This is a genomic window from Nocardioides sp. (genome assembly GCF_036274455.1).
Classification (GTDB): Bacteria; Actinomycetota; Actinomycetes; order Propionibacteriales; family Nocardioidaceae; genus Nocardioides.
In genome coordinates, this window is the sequence record NZ_DASUFR010000167.1 from 1 (window position 1) to 22,862 (window position 22,862).

General features: G+C 72.3%; 20 protein-coding genes, 2 rRNA genes and 1 pseudogene. 21 read left to right on the top strand and 2 right to left on the bottom strand.

The genetic code is table 11. The features are described 5' to 3' along the window. The 3 genes from VFV89_RS16500 to VFV89_RS16510 form a co-directional block, all read left to right on the top strand. Positions 1–246, top strand: a 23S ribosomal RNA gene (locus tag VFV89_RS16500); the annotation flags it as partial. Between the two features lie 156 nt (positions 247–402). Then, positions 403–519, top strand: a 5S ribosomal RNA gene (gene rrf, locus VFV89_RS16505). A gap of 175 nt (positions 520–694) precedes the next feature. Further along, on the top strand, positions 695–1,096 hold the full coding sequence (locus VFV89_RS16510) for a single-stranded DNA-binding protein (RefSeq protein ID WP_329707050.1): 402 nt from the start codon (positions 695–697) through the stop codon (positions 1,094–1,096). 16 nt (positions 1,097–1,112) lie between these two features. Here the strand turns inward: VFV89_RS16510 and VFV89_RS16515 are convergent, their stop codons facing one another. Then, the gene (locus tag VFV89_RS16515) at positions 1,113–2,234 is read right to left on the bottom strand and encodes a DUF1015 family protein (RefSeq protein ID WP_329707051.1); all 1,122 of its coding nucleotides are present in this window, start codon (positions 2,232–2,234) and stop codon (positions 1,113–1,115) included. 37 nt (positions 2,235–2,271) lie between these two features. Here VFV89_RS16515 and VFV89_RS16520 point away from each other — a divergent pair, with 37 nt between their 5' ends. Genes VFV89_RS16520 through VFV89_RS16545 form a run of 6 tightly spaced genes read left to right on the top strand, consistent with a single transcriptional unit; the run spans position 2,272 to position 8,910 of the window. Then, entirely contained in the window at positions 2,272–3,294 is a 1,023-nt protein-coding gene (locus VFV89_RS16520; protein WP_329707052.1) for an HAD-IIA family hydrolase, read from the top strand. A gap of 9 nt (positions 3,295–3,303) precedes the next feature. Further along, on the top strand, positions 3,304–3,576 hold the full coding sequence (locus VFV89_RS16525) for a hypothetical protein (protein ID WP_329707053.1): 273 nt from the start codon (positions 3,304–3,306) through the stop codon (positions 3,574–3,576). Positions 3,577–3,589: 13 nt separating this feature from the next. Beyond that, the gene (locus VFV89_RS16530; RefSeq protein ID WP_329707054.1) at positions 3,590–4,390 is read left to right on the top strand and encodes a TlyA family RNA methyltransferase; all 801 of its coding nucleotides are present in this window, start codon (positions 3,590–3,592) and stop codon (positions 4,388–4,390) included. A 36-nt stretch (positions 4,391–4,426) separates the two neighbouring features. Further along, a complete protein-coding gene (locus tag VFV89_RS16535) occupies positions 4,427–5,386 on the top strand; it encodes an NAD kinase (RefSeq protein WP_329707055.1) in 960 nt (319 codons plus the stop codon). Continuing rightward, complete coding sequence (recN, locus tag VFV89_RS16540; protein WP_329707056.1) at positions 5,386–7,146, top strand: DNA repair protein RecN; 1,761 nt, start codon at positions 5,386–5,388, stop codon at positions 7,144–7,146. Before VFV89_RS16535 ends, recN begins: the two co-directional genes overlap by 1 nt. Positions 7,147–7,200: 54 nt before the next feature. Next, on the top strand, positions 7,201–8,910 hold the full coding sequence (locus VFV89_RS16545) for a CTP synthase (RefSeq protein WP_329707057.1): 1,710 nt from the start codon (positions 7,201–7,203) through the stop codon (positions 8,908–8,910). 9 nt (positions 8,911–8,919) lie between these two features. On the opposite strand, the gene pepN is transcribed toward VFV89_RS16545, so the two are convergent. After that, the gene (gene pepN / locus VFV89_RS16550; protein ID WP_329707058.1) at positions 8,920–11,370 is read right to left on the bottom strand and encodes an aminopeptidase N; all 2,451 of its coding nucleotides are present in this window, start codon (positions 11,368–11,370) and stop codon (positions 8,920–8,922) included. A 24-nt stretch (positions 11,371–11,394) separates the two neighbouring features. Here pepN and VFV89_RS16555 point away from each other — a divergent pair, with 24 nt between their 5' ends. The 12 genes and pseudogenes from VFV89_RS16555 to VFV89_RS16610 all read left to right on the top strand — a co-directional run bounded on the left by VFV89_RS16555 (position 11,395) and on the right by VFV89_RS16610 (position 22,577). Beyond that, the gene (locus VFV89_RS16555; protein WP_329707059.1) at positions 11,395–12,000 is read left to right on the top strand and encodes an NUDIX hydrolase; all 606 of its coding nucleotides are present in this window, start codon (positions 11,395–11,397) and stop codon (positions 11,998–12,000) included. A 10-nt stretch (positions 12,001–12,010) separates the two neighbouring features. Then, positions 12,011–13,135 (top strand): alanine dehydrogenase, encoded by a 1,125-nt coding sequence (ald, locus tag VFV89_RS16560; protein WP_329707060.1) that lies wholly within the window; start codon positions 12,011–12,013, stop codon positions 13,133–13,135. Positions 13,136–13,176: 41 nt separating this feature from the next. Next, positions 13,177–14,082 (top strand): annotated as a pseudogene (gene xerD / locus VFV89_RS16565) (site-specific tyrosine recombinase XerD); the annotation flags it as partial. A gap of 35 nt (positions 14,083–14,117) precedes the next feature. Further along, positions 14,118–16,673, top strand: coding sequence for a DEAD/DEAH box helicase (locus VFV89_RS16570; protein ID WP_329707061.1), 2,556 nt, complete (start codon positions 14,118–14,120; stop codon positions 16,671–16,673). 175 nt (positions 16,674–16,848) lie between these two features. Continuing rightward, a complete protein-coding gene (locus tag VFV89_RS16575; protein ID WP_329707062.1) occupies positions 16,849–17,133 on the top strand; it encodes a GNAT family N-acetyltransferase in 285 nt (94 codons plus the stop codon). 577 nt (positions 17,134–17,710) lie between these two features. Beyond that, positions 17,711–18,526 (top strand): ParA family protein, encoded by an 816-nt coding sequence (locus tag VFV89_RS16580; protein WP_329707069.1) that lies wholly within the window; start codon positions 17,711–17,713, stop codon positions 18,524–18,526. Next, positions 18,511–18,903 carry a hypothetical protein gene (locus VFV89_RS16585; protein ID WP_329707063.1) on the top strand — a complete coding sequence of 131 codons (393 nt, stop codon included), beginning with the start codon at positions 18,511–18,513 and terminating at the stop codon, positions 18,901–18,903. Before VFV89_RS16580 ends, VFV89_RS16585 begins: the two co-directional genes overlap by 16 nt. Positions 18,904–18,976: 73 nt before the next feature. Further along, complete coding sequence (locus VFV89_RS16590; RefSeq protein WP_329707064.1) at positions 18,977–19,873, top strand: ScpA family protein; 897 nt, start codon at positions 18,977–18,979, stop codon at positions 19,871–19,873. Then, entirely contained in the window at positions 19,870–20,559 is a 690-nt protein-coding gene (scpB, locus tag VFV89_RS16595; protein ID WP_414690396.1) for an SMC-Scp complex subunit ScpB, read from the top strand. The genes VFV89_RS16590 and scpB overlap by 4 nt, the downstream gene beginning before the upstream one ends. Continuing rightward, the gene (locus VFV89_RS16600) at positions 20,537–21,295 is read left to right on the top strand and encodes a pseudouridine synthase (RefSeq protein WP_329707066.1); all 759 of its coding nucleotides are present in this window, start codon (positions 20,537–20,539) and stop codon (positions 21,293–21,295) included. Before scpB ends, VFV89_RS16600 begins: the two co-directional genes overlap by 23 nt. A 39-nt stretch (positions 21,296–21,334) precedes the next feature. Continuing rightward, positions 21,335–22,174, top strand: a complete 840-nt coding sequence (locus VFV89_RS16605) for a helix-turn-helix transcriptional regulator (protein ID WP_329707067.1) — start codon at positions 21,335–21,337, stop codon at positions 22,172–22,174. A gap of 4 nt (positions 22,175–22,178) precedes the next feature. Next, positions 22,179–22,577 carry a VOC family protein gene (locus tag VFV89_RS16610; protein WP_329707068.1) on the top strand — a complete coding sequence of 133 codons (399 nt, stop codon included), beginning with the start codon at positions 22,179–22,181 and terminating at the stop codon, positions 22,575–22,577. Positions 22,578–22,862 lie beyond the last annotated feature (285 nt).

Sequence of the window (22,862 nt, forward strand, 5' to 3'; positions counted from 1 at the left end):
CCTAGTACGAGAGGACCGGGATGGACGAACCTCTGGTGTGCCAGTTGTTCTGCCAAGAGCACGGCTGGTTGGCTACGTTCGGAAGTGATAACCGCTGAATGCATCTAAGCGGGAAGCACGTTTCAAGATGAGGTTTCCCACTACATAAGTAGGTAAGGTCCCCAGCAGAACACTGGGTTGATAGGCCGGAGGTGTACAGCAGTAATGCCCAGCCGACCGGTACTAATAGACCGAGGGCTTGTCCCACAAACACTCAACCAAGACAACACGGTTGACTGTGCGAACCTGCTGCTGCAACCAATGCTCGCGTCCACGAAGAAGAGTTCAGACAACTGAACATCACGTAGCTTCGGCTGCTCCCGTGCCCTCATGCAGGAGTGCGGTCGAGCGGCCGGCAAGAGTTACGGCGGCCTTAGCGAGAGGGAAATACCCGGTCCCATCCCGAACCCGGAAGTCAAGCCTCTCAGCGCCGATGGTACTGCAACCGGAGGGTTGTGGGAGAGTAGGACGTCGCCGGACATCTTTCGAGAAGGCCACCTGCGTTCGCGCAGGTGGCCTTCTTGCATTTCCTACCTCGATACGTCCGCGGGAGGTCCACAGGAGGCCGGTCGTGGCCGGTCGTCCACAGCCGGCCGCGGCTCTCGCCCTCGCTGTCCGCGCTGCCGGGAAGCGTGGCGCGCGGAGGTGTTGTGAGATGACTGCACGCAGGACAGGACAAGCAGCGGGGGCTCCCGGAGTGGCCGACGGCCAGGGGGAGTCCGCCAACCAGGTGCGACTCGTGGGACGGCTGGCCGCCACACCGCGGCTGCGCGAGCTGCCGAGCGGGGACACGGTCTGGAACCTGAGGGTCGTCGTGGAGCGGCCGCCGCTGCCGCCCGGCAGGGACCGGCCCCGTCAGCGCGTCGACTCCTTGGAGTGCGCGGTGTGGGCGGGGCGGCTCAAGACGCAGGTCGAGAAATGGGAGGCCGGCGACGTCGTCGACGTCAGCGGCGCCCTCCGACGACGATTCTTCCGGGCCGGCGGGGCAACCGTCTCGCGGGTCGAGGTCGAGCTGACCGGAGGCCGCAGGGTGCAACGTGTGACCGGCAGCGGCTGACGCGTCCCGCCGCCGGTCACTCGTCGCGGAGCGAGCGGATCAGCACGCCCACGCTCGGCTTGGGCTGGAAGGAGGTGGCCTTCTCGGGGAGCAGCCGGTCGTCCGCAGCGATCTTGAGCACCAGGTCGACGTCCGGTGCGGGCATCAGCACGGCCACGCCGTCCTTGCGCAGGTGGTCGAGGGTCGACTCGACCGAGTGGTGGTACTCGATCCGCTGCGGCCCGCGCGGGAGCGCAGGGACCAGGTCGTCGTGGAGCTGCTCGACCGCGGCGCGGTCGTCGGGCAGGTGCAGCTTCACCGTCGCCCAGCGGCGCCCGTCGGTCGCGGCCAGCGTGGCCGGGCCGAGGGCATGCACGGCGGCCGGACGGTCGACCAGGTCGAAGCCGGCGCCGACCACCTCGGCTGCTGCCGCGAGGTCGTCGAGTCCGACACCGGTCAGGATCCGGTGGATCGGGCCGAGGAACAGCGGGGTGTCCTCCTGGTCGACGAGCATGGCCAGCCCGCGGTCGTTGGGTCCACCGGGTGCGCGACGCTGCATCCGGAGGTAGGCGGCGTACCGGTGGTGGCCGTCGGCGATCAGGGCCTGGCAGGGCGCCAGCTCCCGGTCGATGGCTGCGAGGAGGTCCGGTTCGCGGATCGGCCAGACCCGGTGGCGCTGCTCGTTGCGGTCCACGAAGTCGTCGACCGGCTCCTGCTCGAGAACGCGGTGCACGAGGGCCCGGAGCCCGTCGGGCGCACGGTGCACGAGCAGGATCGGGGCCGGGTTGAGCTGGAGCTCGGTCATCCGGTCGGCCAGCTCGTCGGCCTGCACCGGGTGGATGCCCTCGTGCGGGAGCACGGCACGGTCGCCGGGGCCGCTGGCCCGGTGCGAGATGTCCAGCGCGCCGACCAGGCCCCGCACGGTGAGCCCCGCCGCGGTGTACTCATGGAGGTACAGCGCCGGCTCCTCGTCGCGGCGGAGCTGTCCGCGTTCCTGCCACTGCGTCAGGCGGGCGGCCACCGCCCGGTACGGTCGGGCGAGGAGGCGCCCCGAGGCGGGGTCTCCGATCCGCCGCGGGCTCAGCCGGACCCCGTGGAAGGGCGCGAGGCGCAACGGCTGCCCCACGTAGGGAGGAACGACCACGCCGCCCGGGTCCATCACCAGATTCTAGTTGGCCGGCAGGAGGAGTCGGGTCTTGGCACAGTCACCGTCGTTGGCGGCGTCGTTGGGCAGCTCCGCCGAGCCGCTGGACCGGCGCTACGACCTGGCGATGCTCGACCTGGACGGGGTGGTCTACGTCGGACCGGACGCCGTGCCCGGCGCTCCGCAGCACGTGGCCAAGGCCCGCGAGGCCGGGATGCGCGTCGCGTTCATCACCAACAACGCGGCGCGACCCCCGGCCGAGGTCGCCTACCACCTCTGTGAGCTCGGCGTCGACGCGGACGCCGGCGACGTGGTCACCTCGGCCCAGGCCGCGGCGCGGCTGCTCCAGGAGCGGCTGGGCACCGGCGCGCCCGTCGTGGTGCTCGGTGCCGGTGGCCTGGTCGAGGCGGTGATCGCGGCCGGGCTGCGCCCGGTGGGCGTCAAGGACGAGGCCGAGGCGGTGGTGACCGGGTACGGCCCCGATGTTCTGTGGCGCCAGATCATGCGTGCCGCCGTGCGGATCCGGGACGGGCTCTGGTGGGTCGCCTGCAACACCGACCTGACCTTCCCGACCAAGTACGGCACCGCGCCGGGGCACGGGGTGCTGGTGGAGACGCTGCGGCGGTTCAGTGGTGTCGACCCGGTGGTGGCGGGCAAACCGGCCAGACCGCTCCTCGACGAGACCGTGCGCCGCTGTGGCGGCCGGCGGCCGCTGATGGTGGGCGATCGGCTCGACACCGACATCGAGGGGGCACGCGCGGCCGGGCTCGACTCGCTGCTGGTGCTCACCGGGGTGACCGGGCTGGCCGAGCTGGTGGCCGCCCGGCCGGAGCTCCGCCCGACCTATCTCTCGGCGGATCTCGCCGGGCTCGACCGCGCGCACGAGGCGCCTGAGGTGTCCGAGCCGGAGGTGTCCCTGGGCGGGTGGACGGCCACGGTGGCCGGCGGCGCGCTCGAGGTCAGTGGGGGCGGCGACGCCGACGACTGGTGGCGGGTGGCGGCAGTGGCCGCCTGGCGGCACCTCGACGACACCGGGGCGCCGGTGGGGACCGAAGGGGTCACGCCGCCGGGGTAGCGTTCGGCCATGACGCAGCACCCCGAGCACGACCTGCCGGACCCCCCTGGGCCGACGGGCGACCCTGCTTCCGACCCGGAGCCCGAGCCGGGCACGCCGGAGCGGGTGCGGACCGGCGTGGACCGGGTGGACGACGTGATCCGGGCCGTGGAGGAGCTCGAGGAGCGGCCGATCGAGGAGCACGTGGGCGTCTTCGAGAGCGCCCAGGTCCAGCTGCGCCGGGCGCTCGACGAACCTGGCGGCGAGGACCTGTCCGAGCCGGACCACCCCGAGCCCGCCTGAGGAGACATCGCCCGTGCCACCTCGCCGGCTGCGGCTGGACGCCGAGCTGGTGCGTCGCGGCCTGGCGCGCTCGCGGGAGCACGCAGCCGAGCTGGTGAACGCCGGCCGGGTGACGGTGTCCGGCGCCGCCGCGACCAAGCCGGCCACCCAGGTCACCACCGACGTGGCGATCGTGGTGGCCGTCGACCCGGACCGGCCGGACTACGTCTCCCGCGGCGGCCACAAGCTCGCCGGGGCGCTGGCCGCGTTCGAGCCGCTGGGGCTGAGCGTGGCCGGGCGGCGCTGCCTGGACGCGGGGGCGTCGACGGGCGGGTTCACCGACGTGCTGCTCCGCGCCGGCGCCGGGGAGGTGGTCGCCGTGGACGTCGGCTACGGCCAGCTGGCCTGGTCGTTGCGGTCCGACGACCGCGTCCAGGTCCACGACCGCACCAACATCCGCGACATCACCGCCGAGCTGATCGCTGGACCGGTGGACGTGGTCGTGGGGGACCTGTCCTTCATCTCGCTGGAGCTCGTCCTGGAGCCGCTGGTCGCCGTGACCCGGGAGGACGGCGACCTGGTGCTGATGGTCAAGCCGCAGTTCGAGGTGGGCAAGGACCGCGTGGGCAAGGGCGGCGTGGTCCGTGACCCGGCACTGCGGGCCGAGGCGGTGGCTGCGGTGGCGGCCAGGGCTGCGAGCCTGGGCTGGGGAGCCCGGGCGGTGGCGCGCAGCCCGCTCCCGGGGCCGTCGGGGAACGTCGAGTTCTTCCTGTGGCTGCGCCGCGGTCCTGCTGAGATCGGTGCGGACGACATCCACAACGCCGTGCAGCCCTGACCAGCCACGGGGGTGCGGTCTGAGAGGCTTGGCGACGTGACACCGACGCACCTCGACCACGCCGAGGCGGTCCGGCGCGTGCTGGTGCTCACGCACACCGGGCGCGACGCGGCCCGCGACGTCACCCTCAGCTTCTGCAAGGCGCTCACCGAGCACGACATCGTGGTCCGGCTGCTGGCGCAGGAGGCGGCCGACCTGGGTGTGGAGGCGTCGGCGTACGACCCGCCCATCGAGATCGTGGACGGTGACACCGGCCTGGCCGCCGACTGCGAGCTGGCGGTGGTGGTGGGCGGCGACGGCTCGATCCTGCGCGGGGCCGAGGTGACACGGGAGAGCGGCACGCCGGTGCTCGGGGTCAACCTGGGCCACGTCGGCTTCCTGGCCGAGGCGGAGGTGGACGACGTCGAGGACGTCATCGCCGCGATCGTCGAGCGCCACTGGACACCGGAGGACCGGCTCGCGCTCGACGTGCGCGCCTTCCGCGACGGCGAGCTGGTCACCCACACCTTCGCGCTCAACGAGGCCAGCATCGAGAAGGCCGCTCGCGAGCGGATGATCGAGGTCGTCGTCGAGATCGACAACCGGCCGCTGTCCCGGTGGGGCTGCGACGGGGTCGTGCTGGCCACGCCGACTGGGTCGACGGCCTACAACTTCAGTGCGGGGGGCCCGATCGTCTGGCCCACCGTCGAGGCGCTGCTGGTCGTCCCGATCAGCGCGCACGCGCTGTTCGCCCGGCCGCTGGTGGTCGCGCCCGGCTCGCTGCTCGCCGTCGAGGTGATCGCCCGCACCGACGGCGTCGGCGTGATGTGGTGTGACGGCCGCCGGGCGGTCGACCTGCCGCCGGGCGCGCGGATCGAAGTACGCCGCGCGGAGCAGCCGGTCCGGCTGGCCCGGCTGCACGAGGCCACGTTCACCGACCGGCTGGTCGCGAAGTTCGACCTCCCGGTCCAGGGATGGCGCGGCCGGCGCCGGACCCAGGACCCGGAGAGCGGCTGATGCTCGAGGAGATCCGGATCGGCCAGCTCGGCGTGATCGAGTCCTCGCGGCTCGAGCTCGGCCCGGGGCTGACCGTCATCACCGGTGAGACCGGCGCCGGCAAGACGATGGTGGTGACCGCCCTCGGGCTGCTGCTGGGCGGCCGGGCCGACAGCGGCATGGTCCGCACCGGCGCCCGCGCGGCGCGGGTGGAGGGCGTCGTCGACGCCGAGGGCCTCGAGGGGTTCGGCGCCGCCGTCGACGAGGTCGGGGGCGAGGTCGAGGACGGTCACGTCGTACTCGCCCGCAACGTGTCGAGCGAGGGACGGTCGAGGGCCTGGGTCGGGGGCGCGGCGGTGCCGGTGTCCAGGCTGGCCGAGGTGGCCGAGCCGCTGGTGGCCGTCCACGGCCAGTCCGACCAGCACCGCCTGCTGCGCCAGCGGGCCCAGCGCGAGGCACTGGACCGGTTCGGGGGAGAGCCGGTGCTGGCGCTGGGGGCGGCCTACGCGGCGCTGCACAGCCGGCTCGAGGCGACCGAGCGCGAGCTCGACGACGTCGTGGCCAGTGCGCGGGAGCGCGCCCGCGAGGCCGACCTGCTGCGCTTCGGGCTCGGCGAGATCGAGGCCGTCGACCCCAAGGCCGGCGAGGACGCCCAGCTCGCCGCCGACGAGGCCAGGCTGGGCTACGCCGACGCCCTGCGCACCGCCGCCGAGCAGGCGCGCGAGGCGCTCTCGAGCGAGACCGGCGACCCCGACGCACTGGGAGCGGCCTCGGCGGCCCGCAGCGTGCTTGAGGGGGTCCGCGAGCACGACCCGGAGGCCGGGGCGCTGGCCGACCGGCTGGCCGAGATCACCTACCTCCTCTCCGACGTCGCGGCCGACGTGGCCTCCTACGCCGCCGGCGTCGACGCCGACCCCGCACGGCTGGCCGCGGTGTCCGAGCGCCGTGCGGCCCTGACCGCGCTCACCCGCAAGTACGGCGAGACGGTGGAGGAGGTCCTGGCCTGGTCCGAGGCCTCCGCGGCCCGGCTCCTCGAGCTCGACGGGACCGACGAGCACATCGGGTCGCTCCGCGCGGAGCAGCAGTCCCTGCGCTCGGAGCTTGCGGAGGTGGCCCAGACGCTGTCGGCGGCCCGTTCCGAGGCGGCGGGCCGGCTGGCCGCGGAGGTCACCGCCGAGCTGGCGCTGCTCGCGATGCCCGACGCCCGCCTCGAGATCACCGTCACCCAGCACGACGCCGAGCCGCCGGCGTCGGACCCGCCTCCCAGCGGCAGCCCGCTGCGGGTCGCCGACCGATGGCTGCGCCACACCGCGAGCGGCGTCGACGAGGTCGAGTTCCTGCTCGCGGCCAACTCCGGCACCGAGCCCCGGCCGCTCCACAAGGGCGCGTCCGGCGGAGAGCTGTCCCGGGTCATGCTGGCCCTCGAGGTGGCCCTCGCCGGGACCAGCCCCGTCCCGACGTTCGTGTTCGACGAGGTCGACGCCGGCGTGGGTGGCACCGCCGCGGTCGAGGTCGGCCGCCGGCTGGCCCAGCTCGCCCGGACCGCGCAGGTCCTGGTCGTGACGCACCTGCCCCAGGTCGCGGCGTACGCCGACCGCCACGTCCTGGTCGAGAAGGCCAGCGACGGGTCGGTGACCAGCTCCGGCCTCACCGTGCTCGACGGCCCCGCGCGCGAGAAGGAGCTCTCCCGGATGCTGGCCGGGATGGCCGAGTCCGACAGCGCGCTGGCCCACGCGCGAGAGCTGCTGGAGGTGGCCGCTCCCGCGAGAGCGCTGTCCTGACACGGTGCGTCGCAGTTCGGTCCGACCCCCACCCCTGCCATAGGATGGAGGTCCATGAAGCCCCCGATGCCGACCAAGCATGTGTTCGTCACCGGAGGCGTCGCCTCCTCGCTCGGCAAGGGCCTGACGGCGTCCAGCCTCGGCCGGCTGCTCCGCTCCCGAGGGCTCCGGGTCACGATGCAGAAGCTCGACCCCTACCTCAACGTCGACCCCGGGACGATGAACCCTTTCCAGCACGGCGAGGTGTTCGTGACCAATGACGGGGCCGAGACCGACCTCGACATCGGGCACTACGAGCGGTTCCTCGACACCGACCTGGGCCAGATCGCCAACGTCACCACCGGGCAGGTCTACTCCGAGGTGATCGCCAAGGAGCGCCGCGGCGACTACCTCGGTGACACGGTGCAGGTGATCCCGCACATCACCAACGAGATCAAGGACCGCATCCTCGCCATGGGCGGCACGACGCCCGACGGTGCGCACGTCGACGTGGTGATCACCGAGATCGGCGGCACCGTGGGCGACATCGAGTCGCTGCCGTTCCTCGAGGCGGCCCGCCAGGTCCGTCACGACATCGGCCGCGACAACTGCTTCTTCCTCCACGTCTCCCTGGTGCCCTACATCGGCCCCTCCGGCGAGCTCAAGACCAAGCCCACCCAGCACTCGGTCGCCGCGTTGCGCCAGGTCGGCATCCAGCCCGACGCGGTGGTCTGCCGGGCCGACCGCGAGCTCCCCGACTCCATCAAGCGCAAGATCTCGCTGATGTGCGACGTCGACCAGGAGGCCGTGGTCACCGCGGCCGACGCCCCCTCGATCTACGACATCCCGAAGGTCCTGCACCGCGAGGGGCTCGACGCCTACGTCGTACGCCGCCTCGACCTGCCGTTCCGCGACGTCGACTGGACGGTCTGGGACGACCTGCTCCGGCGAGTCCACCACCCGAAGGAAGAGGTGACGGTGGCCCTGGTCGGCAAGTACGTCGACCTGCACGACGCCTACCTCTCGGTGGCCGAGGCGCTGCGCGCCGGAGGCTTCGCCCACGAGGCCGAGGTCAAGATCCGCTGGATCGCGTCCGACGAGTGCCAGGACCCGGTCAACGCCTCGCGACTGCTCCACGACGTCGACGCGATCTGCGTCCCGGGCGGATTCGGGGTCCGCGGACTCGAGGGCAAGATCGGCGCGCTCACCTACGCCCGGACCAACCGGATCCCGACGCTGGGCCTGTGCCTGGGGCTGCAGTGCATGGTGATCGAGTACGCCCGCAACGTGGCCGGGCTGGAGAAGGCCGACTCCACCGAGTTCGACCCCGACAGCCCCGAGCCGGTCATCGCCACCATGGAGGAGCAGCTGGCCTACGTGGAGGGTGCGGGCGACCTCGGCGGCACCATGCGGCTCGGCCTCTATCCGGCCCTGCTCAAGCCCGGGTCGATCGCCCGGGAGGCCTACGGCGCGGAGCGCATCGACGAGCGTCACCGGCACCGCTACGAGGTCAACAACGCCTACCGCGACACCCTCGAGCGGGCCGGCCTGGTGTTCTCCGGCACCTCACCGGACAACAACCTCGTCGAGTTCGTCGAGCTGTCCCGCGACGAGCACCCCTACTACGTCTCCACCCAGGCGCACCCCGAGCTCCGCTCGCGGCCGACGCGTCCGCACCCGCTGTTCAAGGGGTTGGTGGGCGCGGCCATCGAGCGCCAGAAGGAGCTGCGCTTCCCGATCGACGAGTCGGGGCTGCGCCGGGAGCCTGTCGAGGTCGACGACTGAGGCAGCGGCTCAGGTCCGGGCGTCCAGCACCCGCGTGAGCGTGTCGACCGCCTGCAGCAGCCCGGAGCGGACGATCGGGATGGTGCTCTCGGCGTCGGCCAGGTCCTGGGCCCGGTCGAGCCAGGCCTGGTCGCAGGTCGTGGGCTGCATCGCCCGGACCTTGGTGCCCGCGGCGAGCAGCCCCTCGCCGGAGAGCGCCTCGATCTCGTCGAGGTAGCGGTGCGCCCACGACACCATCAGCTCGTGCTGGACCGGCCGCCAGAAGCACTTGGCGAACTCCTGGGCCGGCGGTCCCGCGGGGATGGTGCGGTCGCGCCAGAAGTGCTCCCACACCTCGGCCTTCGCCTCCGCGACCGGTCGCGCCGCGACGACGCCGTAGGCGCGGAGGTAGGCCTCGGGGTTCGGGTCCTGCTCCGCCAGGGCCTGCACCGCCCCCTCGTCGTACCGGCCGAGTGACGCGCGTCGGACCATGGTCCGCCAGGCGAGGTCGAAGTCGCCCTCGGCGGCGGCGTCCAGCAGCTCGAAGTGCTCCGGGGTGGATGCGGACCAGGCCAGCGTTCGCAGGGCCGCGTGCCGGTGCTCCGGCTCGTCCGCGCGCGCGACCACGACCGCGGCCAGGCGGGCCAGCCGGCGGGGGATCAGCACCGTCGGGCTCCACTGCTCGGCCGCCTGCAGGGCCAGGGCGAGCCCCGGTTCGACCACGCCGGGGCTCTGCTCGGACGCGAGCACGTTCAGCAGGCAGTCGAGCACGTCGCCGGTGGAGAGCTCGCCCTTGAGCAGCATGTCCCAGGCGGTGCCGACCGCGAGTGCCCGGTTGACCGGCTCGGGGAGGGACGCCGCGTGCGCCAGCAGGGTCTGGAGCGACGACTCGTCGGTCCGCACCGAGGCGAAGGTCAGGTCGCCGTCGTTGAGGAGGTGCAGGTCCGCCACGGGCAGGTCGAGGAGCTGGGTCGTGGTGCCGGCCGTCTCGACGCGCAGGTCGCCGATCTGCTCCAGCCCCGCCGGGGTGCGGGTGTAGGAGCCGATGCGCAGCGCGTGCCGCCGGGGCTCGCCGCCGTCCGGGCTCGAGGCGAGCAGGGTGGTCCCGACCAGGCTGAGCGTGTCGGTGCCGGCCCGGTCCAGCCAGCTCTCCGTCCACGCGGCGAGGTCCCGGCCCGAGGCGTCACCGATCGCCCTCATCAGGTCCGCGAGCGTCGCGTTGCCCCACGCGTGGCCGGCGAAGTAGCGGCGCAGCCCCTCGACGAACCGCTCCTCCGTCACGTAGGCCATCAGCTGGTGAAGCACCGCCTGACCCTTCGCATACGTGATGTGGTCGAAGCTCGCCATGGCGTGGTCGACGTCCGGAACCGGGTTGCGGATCGGGTGGCTGGCCGGGCCCATGTCCATCAGGTACGCCGACAGCTGCCGCCCGGTGAGGAAGCTGGCCCAGCCGTCGGCGTACTCCGTGGCCGACACCGCGGCCCAGGTGGCCGCGAAGGAGGCGAAGGCCTCGTTGAGCCAGATGTCGTCCCACCAGCGCATCGTCACGAGGTCGCCGAACCACATGTGTGCCATCTCGTGCAGGAGCACGGTCGCCACGAGCTGGCGCTGCGCGTAGGTCGGCGGGGTGCGCCAGAGCACGCTGTCACTCCAGGTCACACAGCCCCAGTTCTCCATCGCTCCACCCATGTCGGGCACGAAGACCTGGTCGAACCGTTCCTGGGGGAACGGCTGGGCGAACCGCTCCTCGAAGAAGGCCAGTCCCTGCTCGGTCACCCGGAACAGCTCCTCGGCATCGCGCTCGAGGTAGGGCCGCAGCGACTGGCGGCAGTGGAGGCCGAGGCTGTGGCCGCCCCGCTGCTCGCGGAGCTCGTGGAACGGGCCGGCGTTGACCACCACGACGTACGTCGACAGCCGGGGGGTGTCCTCGAAGACCCACAGCCGCCCGCCGTCGTCGCGGTCGAGCACCACCTCCGGAGGGCAGTTGCTCACCACGGACCACTCCGCCGGGGCGCTGACCTGGAAGCCGTGCACCGCCTTGAGATCGGGCTGGTCGAAGCAGGCCCAGGCTCGCTTGGCGCCGTCCGGCTCGAAGGACGACCAGACGTAGACGAGCTTGTCCTGCGGGTCGACGGTGCGCAGGATCGCGTTGCCGCTGCCGGTGTCGGCCTGGACCGACGACACCACGAGGGTGTTGTCGGCCTCCAGCGGCGGCAGCGGAAGCCGGCCCGCGGCGTGGCTGGACACGTCGAGCTCGACGTCGTTGAGCCGGGCCGAGACGACCTCGCCGACGACGTCGACGAAGGTGGTGGCGCCGGGACGGCGGCAGGTGAAGCTCACCGAGGAGCTCGCCAGCCACCGCTCGCCCTCGAGCAGCTGGCGCAGGTCGACGGAGATGTCGTACCGCTCGATCTCGATCAGCGCGGCCCGGGTCCGGGCCTCCTCCTCGGTGAGGCTGGCGGGGGAGGAGGGATCGGTCATGGGCGGAACGGTAGCCTCCGCCGGGTGGCAGGCGAGGTGTCGGACGTCCCCGAGAGCTGGCCGGTGGAGGGCAGCGAGGACCTCTACCGGTCCGAGCTGCCGTTCGCGCTCCGTGCCGACGGCGTACGACACCCCGACGAGCCCGACGGGGAGCCGTTCACCCGCGTGGTGCTCGAGCACCCGGGCGCCGTGGTGGTCCTCGCGGTGGACGACGACGAGCGGGTGCTCTGCCTGCGCCAGTACCGCCACCCGGCGCGGATGCGGATGCTGGAGCTGCCGGCCGGGCTCCTGGACGTCGCCGGAGAGCATCCCGAGGCCACCGCCCGGCGAGAGCTGCTGGAGGAGGCCGGGCTCGAGGCGGACGTGTGGAGGCCGCTGGTCTCGGCGTACAGCTCACCCGGCATCAGCACCGAGGAGATCCACTACTTCCTGGCGCGGGGGCTCCGGCCGGCCGATCGCGGCGACTTCCGCCCGGCGCACGAGGAGGCCGACATGGAGACGCTCTGGGTGCCCTTCGACGACCTGCTGGCGGCCTGCCTGGACGGCCGTGCGCACGACGCGCCGGTCATGGTCGCGGTGCTTACCGCCCATGCCCGTGGCCTCGTCGGCACCGGGGCGCCGACGCACTAGTCTCAGCCAGGTGAAGGTCGGAGTCCCCAAGGAAGTCAAGAACCACGAGTACCGCGTGGCCATCACGCCGATCGGCGTCCACGAGCTGGTGGCCCACGGCCACCAGGTCCTCATCCAGAAGGAGGCCGGGGTCGGCTCGTCGATCCCCGATGAGGAGTACCGCGCGGCCGGCGCCACCATCGTCGACACCCCCGAGGAGGCCTGGGGCACCGACGGTGGCGTGGACATGGTGCTCAAGGTCAAGGAGCCGGTGGCCGAGGAGTACGCCCGGATGCGGGAGGGCCTGACGCTCTTCACCTACCTCCACCTCGCCGCGGACAAGCCGCTGACCGAGGAGCTGATCAACCGCAAGGTCACTGCGATCGCCTACGAGACCGTGCAGCTGCCCTCGGGCGGGCTGCCGCTGCTCTACCCGATGTCCGAGGTGGCCGGCTGCCTGGCGCCGCAGGTGGGCGCCTACTTCATGATGAAGGCCCAGGGTGGCCGCGGCGTCCTGATGGGCGGGGTCGGCGGCGTGGCCAACGCCAAGGTGGTCATCATCGGCGCGGGCGTGAGCGGGCAGAACGCCGCCAACATCGCGCTGGGCATGGGCGCGGACGTCACCCTCCTCGACACCGACCTCGACAAGCTGCGGATGTCGTTCTGGCGCTACAACAACCGGGTCCACGGGCTCGCCTCCTCCAGGCTCGCGCTGGAGCAGCAGGTCCTGGAGGCCGACATGGTCATCGGCGCCGTCCTGATCCCCGGGGCGGCCGCGCCCAAGCTGGTCTCCAACGAGCTGGTCAGCCGGATGAAGCCGGGCTCGGTGCTGGTCGACATCGCGATCGACCAGGGCGGCTGCTTCGAGGACTCCCACGCGACCACGCACGCCGAGCCGACCTACCCCGTGCACAACTCGACGTTCTACTGCGTGGCCAACATGCCCGGCGCCGTTCCCAACACCAGCACCTACGCGCTCACCAACGCCACGCTGCCGTTCGCGGTCGCGGTGGCCAACAAGGGCTGGGAGCAGGCGCTGCGCGACGACCACAGCCTGGCCCTGGGGCTCAACACGCACGCCGGCCAGCTGACCAACAAGCCGGTCGGCGAGGCGCTCGGGATCGAGGCGATCGGCCCGGACGAGGTGCTGGCGTAGACACCGAGACCACCCCGGCCCGGGCGGACGAGCTCGACCGGGCGGTCCGCACCTACCTCGAGCACCTCGCGGTCGAGCGCGGCCTCGCTGCCAACACGCTCACGTCGTACCGCCGTGACCTGCGCCGCTACCTCGAGCACCTCGACCGGGAGGGGATCGGCCGGCTCGACGACGTGACCGAGGCGACGGTCTCCGGGTTCCTGGTCGCCCTGCGCGAGGGCGACGCCGATCATGCGGCCCTGAGCGCATCCTCCGCGGCACGCACGGTGGTGGCGGTGCGCGGGTTCCACAAGTTCGCGCTCGCCGACGGGCTGGCCGGCAGCGACCCGGCCAGCGGCGTGAAGCCACCGGCCCCGGCCAAGCGGCTGCCCAAGGCGCTCCCGCTGGCCGACGTCGAGTCGATCCTCGAGGCCGCCGGGGCGCCGGGCACGACGCTGGCGCTGCGCGACCGAGCGCTGCTGGAGGTGCTCTACGGGACCGGCGCCCGGATCTCCGAGGCAGTGGGGCTGGACGTCGACGACCTCGACACGGTCGACCAGACGGTGCTGCTGCGCGGCAAGGGCGGCAAGCAGCGGATCGTCCCGGTCGGCTCCTACGCGCTCGCCGCGGTCGACGCCTACCTGGTCCGCGGCCGCCCCGAGCTCGTCTCGGTGGGCAAGGGCACCCCGGCGCTCTTCCTCAACGCGCGGGGTGGCCGGCTCTCGCGGCAGTCGGCCTGGGCGGTGCTGGCCAAGGCGGCCGAGCGGGCCGGCGTGACCCGCGACGTCTCGCCGCACACGCTGCGACACTCCTTCGCAACACACCTGCTCGACGGCGGGGCCGACGTACGCGTGGTCCAGGAGCTGCTGGGGCACGCGTCGGTGACCACCACCCAGGTCTACACGCTGGTGACCGTCGACTCCCTGCGCGAGGTGTTCGCCAGCGCGCACCCGCGCGCTCGGGAGTGATGATCATCGATGGTGGCCCCTACGCGGGCGGACCGATGACCCCCACGCTGAAGGTCAGGGCCGGGGACAGCCCCGACGACGTGTACGCCGCGGTCGTCGACTGGGCAGCCGCGCAGGGGCTGGAGCTCTACCCGCACCAGGACGAGGCGGTCCTCGAGCTGCTGAGCGGGTCGAACGTCGTGCTGGCCACCCCGACCGGCTCCGGGAAGTCGCTGGTGGCGGTGGCGGCACACGCGGCCGCGCTGGCCCGCGACCAGGTGACCTACTACACCGCCCCGATCAAGGCGCTGGTCAGCGAGAAGTTCTTCGAGCTCTGTGCCACCTTCGGCACCGACGACGTGGGCATGCTCACCGGTGACGCCGCGGTGAACGCCGATGCGCCGGTCATCTGCTGTACCGCAGAGATCCTGGCCAACATCGCGCTGCGCGAGGGCCGGCGGGCCGACGTGGGGCTCGTGGTGATGGACGAGTTCCACTTCTACGCCGAGCCCGACCGCGGCTGGGCCTGGCAGGTGCCGCTGATCGAGCTGCCCCAGGCGCAGCTGCTGCTGATGTCGGCCACGCTGGGCGACGTCTCCGACCTTGCCGAGGACCTGACCCGACGGACCGGCCGCGAGACCGCCACCGTGACCAGCGCCGAGCGACCGGTGCCGCTGACGTTCAGCTGGGCGCTGACCCCGCTGAGCGAGACGCTCGAGGAGCTCGTCTCGACCCACCAGGCGCCGGCGTACGTCGTCCACTTCGCGCAGAAGGACGCCGTCGAGCACGCCACCTCGCTGCTGCAGGCGTCCTACCTCCCCAAGCCGGCTCCCGAGCTGGCCGAGCGGCTGTCCGGCGTCCGGTTCACCGCCGGCTTCGGCAGGACGCTGTCCCGGCTCCTCAAGAAGGGGATCGGGGTCCACCACGCCGGCATGCTGCCGCGCTACCGCCGGCTGGTGGAGCAGCTCGCCCAGGCCGGACTGCTCACCGTGATCTGCGGCACCGACACCCTCGGGGTCGGCATCAACGTCCCGATCCGGACCGTGCTGTTCACCGGGCTGGCGAAGTTCGACGGCCGCCGGCAGCGGATCCTGCGCACCCGCGAGTTCCTGCAGATCGCCGGGCGGGCCGGCCGGGCCGGCTTCGACACCGCGGGCTACGTCGTCGTCCAGGCGCCCGAGCACGTGATCGAGAACGAGCGGGCCAAGGCGAAGGCCGAGGCGAAGAACGCCGCGAACCCGAAGAAGAGGTCGAAGCCGCAGCTGAAGAAGCCGCCCGAGGGCACGGTGGTGTGGACCGAGCAGACCTTCGACAAGCTCGTGGCCGGCGTACCGGAGCCGCTCGTCTCCCGGATGCGGGTCGACAACTCGATGATCGTCAACGTCGCGTCTCGCGAGGAGGACGCGTTCCCGGTGCTGCGCCGGCTGCTCACCGACAACCACTCCCCGCCCCGGGAGCAGCGGCGGCTGGCCCGGCGGGCGCTGCGGCTGGCCCGGTCGCTGGTCCGCTCGGGCATCCTGACCCGCCTGGACGAGCCCGACGAGCTCGGCCGCCGCTACGTGCTCACCGTGGACCTGCCCGACGACTTCGCGCTGAACCAGGAGCTCGCCCACTTCGCGCTGGCCGCGCTGGACGTGCTCGACCCCGAGGCCGAGACCCACGCCCTCGACGTCGTGTCGGTCGTGGAGGCCGTGCTGGAACCACCGCGGCCGGTCCTGTGGGCCCAGCAGCACGAGGCGCGCGGCGAGGCGATCGCGGCGATGAAGGCGGACGGGATCGAGTACGACGAGCGGATGGAGCTCCTCGAACAGATCACCTGGCCGCGGCCGCTGGCCGAGCTGCTCGAGGCGACCTACGAGCTCTACCGCGAGAGCCATCCCTGGCTGGACCCGGACTCGCTCGAGCCCAAGTCGGTCGTCCGGGAGATGTGGGAGCAGGGAATGGGCTTCACCGACCTGGTCGCCCGCTACCAGCTGGCCAGGTCGGAGGGGCTGGTGCTGCGCTACCTGACCGACGCCTACCGGACGCTGCGTCAGACCGTCCCCGACAGGCACCGAACGCCCGAGCTCGACGAGCTGGTGGAGTGGCTGGGGGAGACCGTCCGCCAGGTCGACTCCTCGCTCCTCGACGAGTGGGAGGCGCTCGCCGACCCGGCCCACGTGCGGCCGGACGTGGCCGAGCACGCCCCACCCCCGCCGCCACGGCCGATCTCGGCCCAGGCCCGGCCGTTCCGGGTGATGGTCCGCAACGCGCTCTGGCGCCGTGTCGAGCTGGCCGCGCGGGACGACGTGGACGCCCTGGCCGCCCTCGAAGCGACCACCGCGGAGCTCGTCGAGCCGCCGCTCGAGGTCGCGATGAGCCGTCAGGACTGGGACGCGGCGCTCGAGGCCTACTACGCCGAGCACGACGAGATCCGGCTCGACGCCGACGCGCGCGGCCCCGCGCTGCTCGCGATCGACGACGCCGGCCGCACCTGGCACACGCGCCAGATCCTCCACGACCCGGCCGGTCACCACGACTGGGCGATCGAGGCGACCGTGGACCTCGACGCCTCCGACGCCGCCGGGGAGGCGGTGGTCCTCGCCACCGCGCTCCGCCGGCTGGACGGCTGATCCCCCCTCGTCAACCCTGCAGGCCTTGGCGGATCCCCCGATCGCCGCGCCCTGCCGGTCGGCCCCGTGTGCCTGTCTTCCGACCCACCGAGTGTGACTCGCCTCGCATGCCCAGGACCTGACTCGATCGGGGGGTTGACAAGCGGCAACTGGGGCACGACCTAGTGTCGTCGGCATGTCCGACGTCGAGGTGACCGACAACGAGGCCGAGAAGCGCTACGAGGCGCGAGTGGACGGCGAGCTCGCCGGAGTGGCGTTCTACGACACCGCCGACGACCTCATCGTCTTCACCCACACCGAGGTCGAGGAGTCCTACGAGGGGAAGGGCGTGGGCTCGACGCTGGCTCGCGCGGCCCTGGACGGCGTACGCGCGGACGGCCGCCGCAAGGTCATCGCTCGCTGCCCGTTCATCAAGGGATGGATCGACCGTCACCCGGACTACCAGGACCTCCTCGAGTGAACGGATATGTCCCGGACCTGTCCACAACCCTGTCAACAGGGCGGGTTGTGCTGTGCAGGGGCGCGCGGGTCTGCCCACCGTCTCTCCACAGATTTGGTGACGGGCTGGGGGTATCCCTCGAACCCCTTGTCGATGTTCTGACCCGGACCTAGAGTCCCGGGCGCGTCGGCCACAAGTCGCTGTGTCGACAAATTAGGTTGCTGGGTGTCAGTACGGCCCAGAGCGGAGGACACCCATGAGCGATGGCGCGCACCGGTTCGGAGCAAGGTTCGGACGTGGGTCCTCGGCCGCTCCGCAGATGCCGCCGCGGGTAGCACCCCCGCCGCCCCCACCCAGTGAACCGAGCGACGCCATGCCCCCTTCCCCCATCGACGCTTCCCCTGTCGACACTCCGCCCGTCGACGCGGCCCCTGTCGACGCGGCCCCGGTTGAGGCGGCCCCTGTTGAGGCGGCCCGCACCGACGCGGCCCTGCTCACCGAGCCCATCCCGTTCGAGCCGATCGCACCGCGGACCCCCGAGCCGGAGGCGCAGGTCGTCCACGAGACGCCCGGCGAGCTCGGCCCCACCGGCCGGCCGATGCCGGTGATCCCGGAGCCCAAGCCGCTGACGACCCACGGCAACGCCCGCGTCATCTCGATGTGCAACCAGAAGGGCGGCGTCGGCAAGACCACGACGACGATCAACCTCGGCGCCGCGCTGGCCGAGTACGGCCGCAAGGTCCTCCTGGTCGACTTCGACCCGCAGGGCTCGCTGTCGGTAGGGCTGGGGCTCAACCCGCACGAGATGGAGCTCACCGTCTACAACCTGCTGATGCAGCCGGACGTGAGCCTCCACGATGTCGTCGTCCCCAGCGGCGTGCCGGGCATGGACCTCCTCCCCTCCAACATCGACCTGTCCGCCGCCGAGGTGCAGCTGGTTCACGAGGTCGGCAGGGAGCAGACCCTGATGCGGGTCCTGGCGCCGGCCCTGGAGGAGTACGACGTCGTCCTCATCGACTGCCAGCCCTCGCTCGGCCTCCTCACCGTCAACGCGCTCACCGCGTCGGACGGCGTGATCGTGCCGCTGGAGTGCGAGTACTTCGCGCTGCGCGGGGTAGCGCTGCTCAAGGGCACGATCGACAAGGTCCGCGAGCGGCTCAACCCGCGGCTGCGCATCGACGGCGTGCTCGGCACGATGTTCGACGGCCGCACCCTCCACAGCCGCGAGGTCATGGAGCGGCTGGTCCAGGCGTGGGGCGACAAGGTGTTCCACACCGTGATCCGCCGGACCGTGAAGTTCTCCGACTCCACCGTCGCCGGCGAGCCGATCACGACCTACGCCAGCAACTCCGCCGGCGCCGACTCCTACCGTCAGCTCGCGAAGGAGGCGTTGAGCCGATGGCCAGACGAGTGAGCCTGCCCGCCGCGGACGACCTCTTCCGGCCGACCGAGGACGAGCAGGACGCCGATGCGCATGGCGGGGCGGGACTCCGTCAATCGAAGGGGGCTTCCACGCGCGGAGCGGTCCGGGCCGTCCCCGACCAGCCGGACGACGATCCCGACGTACGCCGCAAGCCCAGCGGCCGGATCAAGCACGACGAGAAGATGACGGTCTACGTCACCGCCGGCGAGCTGCTCGAGCTCGAGCACGCCCGCCTCGCGCTGCGGGCCGAGCACGGCCTGGCCGTCGACCGCGGCCGGCTGGTCCGCGAGGCGCTGCACCTGGTCCTGGCCGACCTCGAGCAGAACGGCGAGGCCAGCGCGTTGGTCCGCCGTCTGAACGAGGAATGATGAACCCACGAAAGCGCTCAGAGGGAGCGCTCCGCGCGGAAGTCGAGCGCTTCCGCGGGGACCCCGGAAGGGCATGACGCTCACGGACGTCGAGCCGGTCGACGCAGCCGAGTCCGCGGGCTTCGAGGTCCGGCTCGACAACTTCGAGGGCCCCTTCGACCTGTTGCTCAGCCTGATCTCGAAGCACAAGCTCGACATCACCGAGGTCGCGCTGTCCCGGGTCACCGACGAGTTCATCGCCCACGTCAAGGCGGCGGGCTCGCCAGGAGATCCAGGACAGTGGGACCTCGAGCAGACCTCGTCCTTCCTGCTGGTCGCGGCCACCCTGCTCGACCTCAAGGCGGCCCGGCTCCTCCCGCAGGGCGACGTGGAGGACGAGGAGGACCTCGCGCTCCTCGAGGCGCGCGACCTGCTCTTCGCGCGGCTGCTCCAGTACCGCGCGTTCAAGGGGATCGCCTCGGTGCTCCAGGAGAGGCTGGCGGGGGAGTCGAGGCGTTACCCGCGCTCGGTCGGGCTGGAGGAGCGGTTCGCGACCCTGCTCCCCGAGGTGCTGATCGGGATCGGGCTCGACCAGTTCGCCGCGCTGGCCGCGAAGGCGCTCGAGCCCAAGCCGGTGCCCGAGGTCAGCCTGCAGCACATCCACGCGAACCGGGTCAGCGTCCGCGAGCAGGCCGTGGTCGTGGTCGAGCGGCTGCGCCGCCAGGGGACGATGACGTTCCGGGCCCTCTGCGGCGACTCGCCGGACACGCTCACCACGGTCGCGCGGTTCCTGGCCCTGCTCGAGCTCTTTCGCGAAGGTGCGGTCGGCTTCGACCAGGTGACTCCGCTGGGGGAGCTGACCGTCCGCTGGACCGGTGAGGACGACGTCGACGCCGACGAGCTGGTGACCGACGAGTTCGACGGCGCCCCGCCCGAGGACGAGCCCCAGCCGGAGCCCACCCCCGAGCCAGAGGAGCCGGAGGCAGAATGACGACCGTGACCGAGACAGGCGCGGACCAGGAGACACTGGTCGACGTCCCGCGCGCGCCGCTGCGCCCCTCGCTGGAGGCGGTGCTGATGGTGGCCGACCAGCCGCTCGACGCGGTCGCGCTGGCGACCGCGGTGGGCCACCCCGTCGAGGCGGTGGTGGCCGAGCTCCAGCTGCTGGCCGAGGACTACGACGAGCAGCGCCGCGGCTTCGAGCTGCGCCAGGTCGCCGGCGGCTGGCGTTACTACACCCGCGAGGAGTACGCCGCCGTCGTGGAGGCCTTCGTCCTCGAGGGCCAGCAGGCGCGGCTCACGCAGGCGGCCCTGGAGACGCTCGCCGTGGTCGCCTACAAGCAGCCGGTGTCGCGCGCCCGGGTCTCGGCGATCCGGGGCGTCAACGTCGACGGGGTGATCCGCACGCTGCTCACCCGCGGCCTGGTCGAGGAGGCCGGCGTCGACGAGTCCAGCGGCGCCCACCTCTACCGCACGACCGGCTACTTCCTCGAGCGGATCGGTGTGCAGTCCCTCGACGAGCTGCCCGAGCTGGCGCCGTACCTCCCTGACCTCGCCGACATGGAGGACGAGCTCGAGGCGGTGGCCTCCCAGTCCCCACCCGAGCCCCACCCACACCCCGAGACGCCCGAGCCCGGGCCCAGCACCGAACCCGATGGCGGAACCGAACCCACCTGACGCCGAGGACGACGGCCTGGTCCGGCTCCAGAAGCTGCTCGCCCAGTCCGGCGTCGCCTCGCGGCGGCGCTGCGAGGAGCTGATGCTGGCCGGGCTGGTCGAGGTCGACGGCGAGGTCGTCACCCGGCTCGGGACCAAGGTCGACCCGCGCACCGCGGTCATCCGCGTCGAGGGCCGCCGGCTGCCGCCGGTCTCGCCGAACGTCTACCTCGCGCTCAACAAGCCGCGCGGCGTGGTCTCCACCATGTCCGACCCCGAGGGCCGCCGTACCCTCTCCGACCTGGTTGCCGACCGGCCCGAACGACTCTTCCACGTGGGCCGCCTCGACACCGACACCTCCGGCCTGATCATCCTCACCAACGACGGCGACTTCGCCCAGCGGCTGGCACACCCGTCGTACGAGGTGGACAAGACCTATGTCGCGGAGGTCGCCGGCGACGTCTCCAAGGCGACGCTGACGCGGCTCCGGGACGGCGTCACCCTCGACGACGGTCCGGTCACGGTCTCCGCTGCGCGGATCGTGCAGCGCGGTGGCGGAAAGACCATCGTCGAGCTTGTCATCCACGAGGGCCGCAACCGGATCGTCCGGCGGCTCCTCGACGTCGTGGGTCACCCGGTCCGCAGGCTGACCCGCACCCGGATCGGCCCGGTCGCGCTCGGCCAGCTCAAGCCCGGCGAGCTCCGGGACCTGACCCGTGAGGAGCTCGGCGAGCTGCTCGACACCACCCAGCTGTGACGGCGGGATAGTCCCAGACCTTCCCAGCCGGCTCGAGCCGTGGAGAACCTTGGGAAGGTCTGGGACTATCGCGACGTGGCCGCCGTTCCCGCTGCTCTGGCGCCGTACGTCACCGAGCTGGTGGCCTACGAGAGCGACCTGGGCGCGCCGGGGATGCACCGGGGGCTGCCGACCACGAGCCTGACCCTGGTGCTGCCGATGGGGGAGCCCCTGGACGTCGGCTGGGCCGACGAGAGCCAGCGGCAGCGGCGCTGGTCGACGGTGTCGGGGCTGCATGCGGCGCCGGCGGCCATCCACCACGACGGCGTGCAGCGGGGGGTGCAGGTGGGGCTGACCACCGCGGGCGCGCGGGCCCTGCTCGGCGTGCCGGCCGCGGAGCTCGCCGGCGAGCTCCTGGAGCTGGAGGAGGTGGCACCGGACCTCGCCGACCTGCCCGAGCGGCTGCACGACGTCAGCCCCGACGAGGGGGCCGACGAGGGCTCGAGGGCCGTGGTCCGGGCGCTGCTCGGGGCGCTGAGCCGCCATGGCGAGGCCGCGCCGCGAGCCGAGGTGGGGCGGGCGCTCGCCGGGCTGACCCGCGGCGAACGGGTCGCGGACGTGGCCGACGAGGTCGGCTACAGCCGCCGCCGGCTCAGCACGCTGGTGCGCGAGGAGACGGGGCTGGCGCCCAAGGAGTACCAGCGCGTGGCCCGGTTCCAGGCGTCCCGGGCACTGATGGGTCGTGCGCCGCTGGCCGAGGTGGCCGCGGTGTGCGGCTACGCCGACCAGGGGCACCTCGCCCGTGAGTGGTCCGACCTGGCCGGATGCGCTCCCAGCACGTGGTTGCGCGAGGAGTTCCCATTCCTCCGAGACCTCGAACCGGCCTCCGCAGCATCGTGAGGTCATGACTGCTGACTCTGTGGCTCACATCAAGCTCTGGCACTCGATGTCGTTCGCGGACGCCGACCGGATGATCGCGTGGCTCACCGCGGTCGGCTTCACCGAGCACGCGACGTTCCGCGACGACCAGGACCCCTCCGTGGTCCACCACGCCGAGTGGCTCTGGCCGGAGGGCGGCGGGGTGATGTTCGGCTCCCGGCGCCCGGAGGGCGTGGTCGACAACGTGGGCGGCTCCGCGGCGTACCTCGTCACCGACGATCCCGACGGCACCTTCGCACGGGCGGTCGACGCCGGCGCGACGGTCGTCCTCGAGATGACCGACCAGGACTACGGCGGCCGCGGTGGCTCGGTGCTGGATCCCGAGGGCAACCACTGGTCCTTCGGGAGCTACCAGCCGTCGTGAGCTGACCGAGGAACGACGGCAGCCCGGTGGTTGCGGTGCCAGGCGCCCCAGCGCCGGGCCGTCACGGTGGCCGAGGTGCGAGGAGCGCCAGCGACGAGCCGTCACGGTGGCTGAGGTGCGAGGAGCGCCAGCGACGAGCCGTCACGGTGGCTGAGCTTCTCGGCGGCTTCGCCGCACCTGGGTAGAAAAAGATTGCTGGGGGCTGTCGTCGGGCGGGTGTCGGGTCACAGTGGTGGGGTGGTCGCCACGGTTGGACGCCGACGCACCTTGGTGCCGATGAGCCCG

Bases quoted from the DNA above. Each gene is read 5' to 3' on its own strand.
- VFV89_RS16510 (WP_329707050.1), top strand. From the start codon at position 695: ATGACTGCACGCAGGACAGGACAAGCAGCGGGGGCTCCCGGAGTGGCC.
- VFV89_RS16515 (WP_329707051.1), bottom strand. From the start codon at position 2,234: ATGGACCCGGGCGGCGTGGTCGTTCCTCCCTACGTGGGGCAGCCGTTG.
- VFV89_RS16525 (WP_329707053.1), top strand. From the start codon at position 3,304: ATGACGCAGCACCCCGAGCACGACCTGCCGGACCCCCCTGGGCCGACG.
- recN (WP_329707056.1), top strand. From the start codon at position 5,386: ATGCTCGAGGAGATCCGGATCGGCCAGCTCGGCGTGATCGAGTCCTCG.
- VFV89_RS16545 (WP_329707057.1), top strand. From the start codon at position 7,201: ATGAAGCCCCCGATGCCGACCAAGCATGTGTTCGTCACCGGAGGCGTC.
- pepN (WP_329707058.1), bottom strand. From the start codon at position 11,370: ATGACCGATCCCTCCTCCCCCGCCAGCCTCACCGAGGAGGAGGCCCGG.
- VFV89_RS16570 (WP_329707061.1), top strand. From the start codon at position 14,118: ATGACCCCCACGCTGAAGGTCAGGGCCGGGGACAGCCCCGACGACGTG.
- VFV89_RS16575 (WP_329707062.1), top strand. From the start codon at position 16,849: ATGTCCGACGTCGAGGTGACCGACAACGAGGCCGAGAAGCGCTACGAG.
- VFV89_RS16580 (WP_329707069.1), top strand. From the start codon at position 17,711: ATGCCGGTGATCCCGGAGCCCAAGCCGCTGACGACCCACGGCAACGCC.
- VFV89_RS16585 (WP_329707063.1), top strand. From the start codon at position 18,511: ATGGCCAGACGAGTGAGCCTGCCCGCCGCGGACGACCTCTTCCGGCCG.
- VFV89_RS16590 (WP_329707064.1), top strand. From the start codon at position 18,977: ATGACGCTCACGGACGTCGAGCCGGTCGACGCAGCCGAGTCCGCGGGC.
- scpB (WP_414690396.1), top strand. From the start codon at position 19,870: ATGACGACCGTGACCGAGACAGGCGCGGACCAGGAGACACTGGTCGAC.
- VFV89_RS16600 (WP_329707066.1), top strand. From the start codon at position 20,537: ATGGCGGAACCGAACCCACCTGACGCCGAGGACGACGGCCTGGTCCGG.
- VFV89_RS16610 (WP_329707068.1), top strand. From the start codon at position 22,179: ATGACTGCTGACTCTGTGGCTCACATCAAGCTCTGGCACTCGATGTCG.